The sequence below is a fragment of the Pseudomonas sp. genome (genome assembly GCF_049645325.1).
GTDB lineage: Bacteria > Pseudomonadota > Gammaproteobacteria > Pseudomonadales > Pseudomonadaceae > Aquipseudomonas.
Genome location: NZ_JBARTQ010000306.1, coordinates 1 through 8446 on the forward strand (window position 1 = coordinate 1; position 8446 = coordinate 8446).

The following is an 8446-nucleotide window of genomic DNA, read 5'->3' on the forward strand; positions in this document are numbered from 1 at the left end:
ACCTTTCCCTGACTGACACACCGCCGTCGCAGGCAAGCCAGCTCCCACAATGGTTCGGCGCTGCCAGGCCTAGCGCTGCTGAAAGGCAATCTTCAGCCCCAGCCCCATAAACAGCGTGCCGATGATCTTGCCTTCCCACCGACGCAGCCTTGAAAGCCCTTTGAGCCCCCGGCTCAATGGGCGGATGGCGATGGCCAGCAGGCTGGTGTACACCGCGCTGAGCCCCGAAAAGATCAAGCCCAGTACCGCGAATTGAACCAGCGACGAGCCGGACTCTGGATGGACGAATTGCGGCAGGAACGCCAGGAAAAAGATCGCGGTTTTCGGGTTCAGCACTTCGGCGCCCACGGCCTGGAAAAACGCCTGGTGCGGTGTGACGGCGGGTAATGCCAGCCGCGCGTGTGCGCCGGATGGGGCCATGAACGCACGCACGCCCAGGTAGATCAGGTACGCGGCGCCGGCCCATTTGACCGCGTTGAACGCGGTCGCCGAGGTCATCAGAATCGCTGACAGCCCGAGTGCCGCGCACAGGGTGTGCACGAGGTCTCCGCATGCCACGCCCAGCCCGGTCGCAATGCCGACCTTGCGGCCACCCTGTACGGTGCGGGTGAGCACCAGCAACACCGAAGGGCCGGGGATCAGGAACAGGCCGATCACGACGGCGACGTAGGTGATGAGTGCGGCAAGTTCAAACATGGCGGCTGATCTCAAGGGTGGGCGCGGCCTACAGTAATCCCCAGCGCGCGCCCGAATGCAACACGGTCGACACGGCCCGGCTGCATCGACAGGGGCTTAGCCGAGTTTCACGTTCATGGTGATGCTCGCGGTAAACACCTTGACCCCGGCCTCATCAAAAATCGCCACCGGCACAAACTTGTCACCGGCGGTTGCCCAGTCAATCCCGCTGCCATCGGCGACCGCACGAATGTTCGACTTGGCCTTGGCCAGGTACTCGACGGTCATGCCCTTGGGAATCCATTTGACGCCCGGCGGGATCGACACGTCCGTCATCGTGCCGCCAGCCAGCTCCGCCGCGTTGCACAGGGCAATGGCGTGCACGGAGGCCAAGTGATTGGTGATCTCCTTGCGAAACGGCACGTTGACCACCGCATGCCCCGGGCGCAGCTCGGAAATTTCCGGCGCGATGGTGCTGAAGTAGGGCGCCATCTGGCACGCCAGTTGGCTGAACGCGGCCGGGCCGACGCTGTTGAACATGCTTAAGAACTGACTCATGGACGATCCTCGAAAATGGTTAACAGAATAATATTCTGTAACGGAAGAATATTCCGTGATTTCGAGGTGTGTCAAGCAATGCCTTCTCTGCCGGCCGATGTACCTTTAGACTCCGCCTATTTGGCGAGCCTCTTCATGCACGCACCCGATTTGATCGAGCGCACGTTCCCCGGGCGGCGCAGCGAGCTCAAGCGCAGCATCCTGCGCCAGGCCCTGGCCTGTTTTAACGAGGTGGGCATCGAAGCCACCAATATCGAGACCATCCGCGCGCAGTGCGACACCAGCGTGGGCGCCATCTACCACCACTTCGGCAGCAAGGAAGGCATCGTTGCCGCGCTGTTTTTTGCCGCCCTCGAAGACCAGGCCGCCCTGCGCGACCACTTTCTGCACGGCGCAAAAAGCGCCCAGGAAGGCGTCTCGGCGCTGGTGCGCAGCTACGTGGATTGGGTGGATGCGCAACCCGAGTGGGCGCGTTTTGTGTTCCAGAGCCGTTTCGCCGTCGCCAACGGCCCGTTCAAGGATGAACTGCTGACCCGCAACCACCAGCGCAACCGGCAATTGACCGAGTGGTTGAGCGGCGAGGGCCGACGCGAGCAGTTCAGCCAGGTGCCGGCCGAACTGTTGTTCTCGCTGATCATCGGCGCGGCGGAAAGCTACTCCCGCGCCTGGCTGTCGGGCCGGGTCAAGAAAAGCCCCGGTGAGTACGGCGAGTTGTTGGCGCAGGCGGCCTGGGCGTCGATTCAGCACCTGGGCGCACAGGCCTGACAGGCACTGCGCCGCTCACTTGCGCGACAGCCGCCGGCGCCAGTCGCCTCCTTGCTGGGCGAGGCACTCTTCTTCGGAATCGAAGCGCACGCAGCGCTCCATCGGCACGGGTGCCACCTCGGCAGCGTGCAGCGCCGCCGCCGTCAACTCGCGCATGCGTTGGTCTGCGCCCGTCGAAAGGGCATGGTCCTTGTTCGCGCGGGTGTCGAACACCCAGGTCACCCGCAGGCTCTGGGGGAAGGCGGCGTAATCGACCGTGTGGGTCAGCCAGTCGAAGCCCGGGATTTCAGCCTTGGCGGTTTCGCAGGCGTCGGTAAGCGTGGCGATCAGGCGGCGCTCAAGGCGGGCGTTGTCGCGTGGGGTAGGGGGCATCAGAAGCTCCGGCGGTGTGCTGTCATGGTTTCGTCATCAACGCGTGCGAGGTTTGCTCTGCCGAAAACCGGCTAATACGCTGTTTTTACTCTGGAAAACGGATTCTAAGGAAGAGCCGATGAGAATGCCTCAATCATGCGAGTCGTGACCTCCGGCTCAGCCTACCTCGACATTGATGCGTATGCCTGCTGTATCGCCTACGCCGAGCTGCTGAATCGCCAAGGCGTGCCAGCCTGTGCGGCCAGCAGCGCGGCACCGAATTTCAGCCTCCCTGCAACCGTGCTCGGTTGGCACGCCAGGCTGGACGATCATTCGCCCAGCCCGGGTGATGAGTTTGTGCTGGTGGATGTCTCCGACTATCACCACGTCGATGCGCGGGTAGTGCTCGACCAGGTGGTGGAAGTGCTTGATCACCACCCCGGGTTTGAGCAGTTCTGGGCACAAAGACTCGGGCCCGCTGCAGACATTCGGCCGATAGGCGCTGCGGCAACGCTGGTGTTCCTGCGTTGGGAAGCAGCAGGTCTGTTGTCGATGATCAGTCAGGCCAGCGCGGCGTTACTGGCCACGGCGATCCTGGACAATACCCTCAACTTCACCGGCCAAATGACCACGGCCCAGGACTGGCGAGCGTATGCAGTGTTGGCGCCACTGGCGAATTTGGCCGCGGATTGGCCGGGGGTGTATTTCGCCGAGTGCCAAACGGCGATCGAGTCCGACCTGGCAGGCGCCTTGGCGGCTGATACGAAGCGGATGGCTGCCAGCAGCAACCTGCCGCAGGTGTTCGCGCAGATGACCGTGTGGGACGCCGAAGGGCTGGTACAACGGCATCAGCCAGCGATTGTTCGATGGTTGGCGGAGCAGGGCGAAACGTGGGTGTTGAACGCGATCAGCATTCGCGAGGGCAAGAGCTACCTGCTGGCGGGAGGTTTGGCTAGCCAGGCCAGGCTGAGCCGTTTGCTGTCGATGGACTGGCGCGATGGAATGGCGGTGCTTGAGCCGTCGTTGCAGCGCAAGGAGATCGTGACGCTGGGCTTGGGAGCGTGAGACGGGGGCTGGCGGTGATGGACTCATCGCCAGCCCCTGCAAAAAGTGCGGGTCAGCGCACCACGTCCATCGCCGTGTATTGATTCACATAGTGCGTTTGGCTCGACGTCGATTCCAGCGTCAGGGCCACGCCCAGGTCCTCGATGAACACCCGGGCAGTCTTGTAGTCGCCCTGGTCGCACGCCAGCTTGATGGCATCGCCGGTCAGCGATGCAAACACCTGCCGTGCAGGGATGCGCTCGCCCACGGTGCAGGTCAGGTTCGTGTCGATGGGGGTGTCGGTTGGCTTGGCGGGCACGTTCAGCATGTGCAGGCGAACGCTCAGCGTCTGGCCGGGCGCCCAACGGGTCGGCACCTTCAGTTCGGCTTCGCGGGTTTGCAGCACCCGGCCATCACCCACACCATTCATCTTCGACTTCAACTGGACCAGGTCCGCCTGCGTCAGGCGGTCCACATTGAAGGCATTGCCGTAGGCCTCGTTCTTCACCAGCAAGCCACCCTCGGCCTTGAACGTGACCGACGTCGGCACGTCCTTGCTGCCATCGCCTTTCTTGGCGAGGTAGGTGTAGCTGAGTGTCTTGAACTTTGGCTGCAGCAGCGGCGAATCAAGGCGCTGGAGCACGCCGGCCGGCACCTCGACATCGCCGAGGCTGGTTTCGGCGACAGTGCGCGGGTAATCGACCGGCGCAATGTCGGGACGCAACCGCGCCAGCAGCCCCGCGTCGACGCCGCCCTGTACCGAGCAACTGATGCGCGACTGCGTGCCTTGCTTGCCTTCCGGCTCCACGATCAGCACACGCTCCACGTGCCGTGTGCCCGGCGCCTTACCCGGCTGCGGCTTGATCGCCTGCCAGCCGTTGCCGACCTTGAGCTCACTGCGCGTGTACTCGCCGTTGCCTTTTTGCAGCGAACCGGGTTGCTCCAGCAGCGGCGCGAGACGCTGGGCAACCGCGTCGATGCCGCCATCCACGATGAAGCCCCAGTAATAGTAGAGCCCGAGCGGGCCGAGGTCGGTGACCTCGTCGGTGTACGACAACAGCTTCAAACCCGCGATGGGCGGCGCGCTGACCGGCACCAGGTTGGCCTTGCGGTCGGCGCGATTCTTCACCGCGATCCACGTGAAGTCTTTTTCCTGCTTGAGCGGCGCATACGCCTGCCACGCGTCGTGGTGGCTGTTCAGGCTGCTGAAGAAGCTCGCGTCGCAGCGCGCGAAGGCTTTGAGGGTGTCAGTCAGTGCAACGTCGTCGGCATATGCCAGGGACGGCAGCAGGGCAGACGCCAGGAAAAGGGCGGGCAACTTCATGACGGGGGATGTCCGTATCGGCGGAGGGCGAGGCGGCATTATCCAGAAGTTGGGGGGTAACCGCAGCTCTAATGTGGGGGTGTTGAGGCGCTGCCCGCCCGCGTCGACGTCACTGACTTTGTCACCGACATCGACATCAGCCTTGTCGGGCCTCTTCCGATGCCGTTTTAATTTCCGTGATAGACAGGTGGTCTGCCTTCAGCTTCTGCCTTGCGCCCTTCCTGAAAGTCGTTTGATTTGTACAGCGTTGCGCGTTGCGCATCCAATCCGGACAGCGCGTCGGTTTGCGCCGGGTCGATGGCCCGATGCGCAGAGGCCAGCGATGCCTGGATCCCTAAAGGGCCATTGGCAGCGATCTTGTTGGCAAGCTCGATCGCTTTGTCGAGGGCTGACTGTGGATCAGGGATCTCCTGGACCGTTCCCATGCGATAGGCCTCACGGGCGGTCCAATGATCGCCGGTCAGCATGTAGCGCATGGCGTTGCCCCAGCCGGCTTCGCGCACGAAGCGTACGGTCGATCCACCGCCCGGGAAGCGACCGTGCGTGTTTTCGTCCTGCCCGAAGTTGGTGTTGTTCGCCGCGACCCGTATGTCGGCGACCAGAAACAGCTCATGCGCCATGTTCCAGGTGTCGCCATGCACCGCAACAATCAAAGGCTTGGTGAGGCCGGGCATTTTCTTGCCGAGCGGGTCAATCATCCCGTCACCGAGCGTTGCGCCGCCCGCGCTGGCAACGGCCTTAAAGCCCTCAACATCAAGACCCTGCGAGAAATTGTCGCCGTGCCCGAACAACACCGCGGCACGCAGTGATGGGTCATGGTCGTAGTCGTAATAGGCCTTGGCGAGGGCCAAATAGGCTTCCGGATCAAGCCTGTTCTGAATAGCGGGGCGGTTGATACCAATCAACACGATCTCGCCGCGACGCTCGACGGTAATCTTGTGGGATGCACTGGTCGGAATATCGACCATTGTGACTTCGTTAGAGCGTGACTTGGCGTCGTCGACAGATTGCGCAAGCGCTGCTCCCGTGAGCAGGGACAGTGCTGAGAACAGGATGATCTTTCGGAATACGCTTTGCATCGATACTTCCTTTAGTGAAGTTGGCTGTGGGAATGGACTCGCCCCGTACGTTCACTGAAGTCCCTGTGGTAACGACCTGGCGGGACGCCAGGCTGGACGAAGCAGGAAGATTAAAGGAGGGGATGAATCACCCGTAGACGGCGCCCGGGAATAAGGTTTATTCCGGATTGGAATGCTGGCGGTACGCGCCAGACAACAGTCGCTGAATCCATTTGCTTAGAGCTCAGAGAGCTCTTTTACGGCGCATGGGCCCACGAGGTGAGTGGATGCGCGTTTTTGGCCGATGACTGCCGCTCGTCATTGGCTGTAACACGCCAAAACCAGCCCCTTTCTGCCCAAACAGGTCTACCATGCCACCCCCGGCAGTGGTTCCACGCGCTACCGATCACTCTTTTTAAAGGTATCGCCCATGTCCATCGACCAAATATCCCTCCCTAAAGGCGTAGGTCCTCACGCCACCAAGCTTCTTGACGCCATCACCGGCGCGTCCACCCACGAAGAACTCAACCGTGCTGGCGGCAAGGCCGAGGGTTTTGTGTTGGGTCTGGAATCCGCCAAAGCCATCAAAAGCCAGATCGCCGAGTCGTTGTATGTGGCTTACGACGATGCGGCAAGTAATCGCGCGGGTGAGTTGAAGGGCTGATATTCAGGCAATGTGGGCTGGATGGCAGGACAGTGCGCGCGCGGCGAGTTAGGCCGGGCGCCTGTCATTTCTCAGGATGAGGTTTTCATGTTTAAAGTTGCTTTCGCGTCACTGCTGCTGGCTTGCTCTTTCTGCGCGTCGGCGGGCACGAGTGTTGATGTCTCGAAGATCTACGGCAACATTCAGTTTGTTGATAGCTACCCCGACTACAAGGTCCAAGTGGTCGACCATTACCCGGACCTCAAGGTGCAGAAGGTCGATCATTACCCTGACTCCGCCGGCAAATGGAAAACCGTCGATCATTACCCCGATTACAAGATCCAGATCGTCGATCACTACCCCGACTTCACCATTCAGTACGTGGATCACTACCCAGGCGCTAATTGACGGCAGCGCCTTCATCGACGCTGCCGCCCCTGATGTCAGCTGGGGCAGGGTGCTTCGCGGTCGAGGAGTTTGGCGGTCAGGAGCACGCCCAGTTCGCTCAGTTGGTGGATGGCCAGCGCGATGTCGCGGTGTTTGCCGCTCAGGTCTTCGGACAGGTCGAGCAGCAGGGTGCTGACGGCGGTGAAGGTTTCGTAGCTGTTGGTGATCAGGGTTTCGGTGCTGGCGTCCTGGATGACGCAGAAGAGGGTGCTTGATTCTAGAGTGACTTCTACCATTGATAAGTTCCTTGCTTTGGCCACAACCCTGTCGCTACTAAACGAAAAGGCGGTGGCTGTACGCAGGTTAGTAGACCGGTGGAACCTAACAAAACCGGCGCGCCCGAGAGCGCCCTGCGCACAGCCACCATCAAGCACAGACAGGAACGTCTGGTAGATGAAGCGTGTGCACTTGTTAGGTTAAACCGTGGGCTACTAAACCCGATCACTGAACAATTCAGCGACCGGGCAACCTTAGAGACGGCCACCCTCGCGCACAAGCCGGCGAATTCTGACGTACGCGTAGGCAAAGGAGCAAGGCAGCGACGCTTTGTTGCGCACTTCCCGGCAAGTTCCTACAGGCAATGCGCACCCTTCGTAAGAAAAACGCCGCCCTTCATAAAACCGTCCGCCGTGCTGTTGTAAAGTTGGCCCTCGCGCTGCCTTGATCACCCAGGACCCACCATGACATTGACCGTCAACACCCTGCTCGAACTGGCCATGGCCAACCCCATCAACGCTGAAATCACCGCGCGGCTGCCTGCCCTCGGCGTGGACCAGTGCATGCTCACGGCGGGCTGCCTGTTCCAGGCGGTGTGGAATCATCAGTCGAATGTGCCTGCCGATCAGGGCGTGAAGGACTACGACGTTTTTTACTTCGACACGGACCTGTCCTACGAAGCAGAGGACAAGGTCATTCGCGCGGCCGAGGGTTTATTTCAGGACCTGGGTGTGAATGTGGAAGTGAAGAATCAGGCGCGCGTTCACCTGTGGTATGGCCAGCGCTTTGGTCGGCCTTATCCGCAGTTGCACACGGCCAGGCAGGGGGTTGACCGTTATCTGGTGGCCGGCACGTGCATCGGGCTGGAGATTGAAACGGGTGAGGTGTATGCGCCGTATGGGTTGGAGGATGTGGCGCAGGGCGTGCTGCGGATTAACCCGCACCACCCCGAACCGGCATTGTTCGCCGCCAAGGCCAAGAGCTATCAGGCGCGCTGGCCTTGGCTCAGGATTGTGACGCCTGAGGTGGTTTAGCGATGCCGGTGGTGGGGGCTGGCAGTGACTGCGCGGTGATGCCTTCGCAGCCTCGCTGAAGCTCGACAGCTCCCACAGTTAATCGAGACACGCCCAGACCAAGTAGCTTTCCCCCAGCATCGCCCGAGAATCAAAGGTTAGAACCGAAATCCGAGCTGCACAGCCGATCCCCTGTGGGAGCTGTCGAGCGCCAGCGAGGCTGCGAAAGCGTCGGTACTGCTTGCATTTCATTGCCTGACTCAGCGCTATCGCAGCCTCACTGCAACCCGGCAGCCTGCACTTTTGATTGGCAGTGAACTTTTACCTGCGGGTGACACGTCCAAGCTTGAAA

General features: G+C 61.2%; 11 protein-coding genes. 5 read left to right on the top strand and 6 right to left on the bottom strand.

The genetic code is table 11. The features are described from left to right. Positions 1-69: 69 nt before the first annotated feature. Together WBB95_RS13830 and WBB95_RS13835 are read right to left on the bottom strand one after the other, a co-directional pair. A complete protein-coding gene (locus tag WBB95_RS13830) occupies positions 70-696 on the bottom strand; it encodes a LysE family translocator (RefSeq protein WP_424488085.1) in 627 nt (208 codons plus the stop codon). A 96-nt stretch (positions 697-792) separates the two neighbouring features. Next, positions 793-1233, bottom strand: coding sequence for a hotdog fold domain-containing protein (locus tag WBB95_RS13835; protein ID WP_424488086.1), 441 nt, complete (start codon positions 1231-1233; stop codon positions 793-795). A gap of 135 nt (positions 1234-1368) precedes the next feature. Between WBB95_RS13835 and WBB95_RS13840 the strand changes: the two genes are divergently transcribed. After that, complete coding sequence (locus WBB95_RS13840; RefSeq protein WP_424488087.1) at positions 1369-1998, top strand: TetR/AcrR family transcriptional regulator; 630 nt, start codon at positions 1369-1371, stop codon at positions 1996-1998. A gap of 15 nt (positions 1999-2013) precedes the next feature. Here the strand turns inward: WBB95_RS13840 and WBB95_RS13845 are convergent, their stop codons facing one another. Then, on the bottom strand, positions 2014-2370 hold the full coding sequence (locus WBB95_RS13845; RefSeq protein ID WP_424488088.1) for a hypothetical protein: 357 nt from the start codon (positions 2368-2370) through the stop codon (positions 2014-2016). Positions 2371-2505: 135 nt separating this feature from the next. On the opposite strand from WBB95_RS13845, the gene WBB95_RS13850 reads away from it, so the two are divergent. Continuing rightward, complete coding sequence (locus tag WBB95_RS13850) at positions 2506-3414, top strand: DHH family phosphoesterase (RefSeq protein WP_424488089.1); 909 nt, start codon at positions 2506-2508, stop codon at positions 3412-3414. A gap of 52 nt (positions 3415-3466) precedes the next feature. Here WBB95_RS13850 and WBB95_RS13855 read toward each other — a convergent pair whose 3' ends face one another. Together WBB95_RS13855 and WBB95_RS13860 are read right to left on the bottom strand one after the other, a co-directional pair. Next, on the bottom strand, positions 3467-4717 hold the full coding sequence (locus WBB95_RS13855; protein WP_424488090.1) for a hypothetical protein: 1251 nt from the start codon (positions 4715-4717) through the stop codon (positions 3467-3469). 167 nt (positions 4718-4884) lie between these two features. After that, a complete protein-coding gene (locus WBB95_RS13860; protein ID WP_424488091.1) occupies positions 4885-5796 on the bottom strand; it encodes a crotonase/enoyl-CoA hydratase family protein in 912 nt (303 codons plus the stop codon). A gap of 409 nt (positions 5797-6205) precedes the next feature. On the opposite strand from WBB95_RS13860, the gene WBB95_RS13865 reads away from it, so the two are divergent. Together WBB95_RS13865 and WBB95_RS13870 are read left to right on the top strand one after the other, a co-directional pair. Beyond that, entirely contained in the window at positions 6206-6439 is a 234-nt protein-coding gene (locus tag WBB95_RS13865) for a hypothetical protein (RefSeq protein ID WP_058422485.1), read from the top strand. A gap of 87 nt (positions 6440-6526) precedes the next feature. Then, positions 6527-6826: a hypothetical protein gene (locus WBB95_RS13870; RefSeq protein ID WP_424488092.1), complete on the top strand. Its 300-nt coding sequence runs from the start codon at positions 6527-6529 to the stop codon at positions 6824-6826. Positions 6827-6861: 35 nt separating this feature from the next. On the opposite strand, the gene WBB95_RS13875 is transcribed toward WBB95_RS13870, so the two are convergent. After that, positions 6862-7101: a DUF6124 family protein gene (locus tag WBB95_RS13875; protein WP_424488093.1), complete on the bottom strand. Its 240-nt coding sequence runs from the start codon at positions 7099-7101 to the stop codon at positions 6862-6864. Between the two features lie 444 nt (positions 7102-7545). Here WBB95_RS13875 and WBB95_RS13880 point away from each other — a divergent pair, with 444 nt between their 5' ends. Next, entirely contained in the window at positions 7546-8115 is a 570-nt protein-coding gene (locus tag WBB95_RS13880; RefSeq protein WP_424488094.1) for a nucleotidyltransferase family protein, read from the top strand. Positions 8116-8446 lie beyond the last annotated feature (331 nt).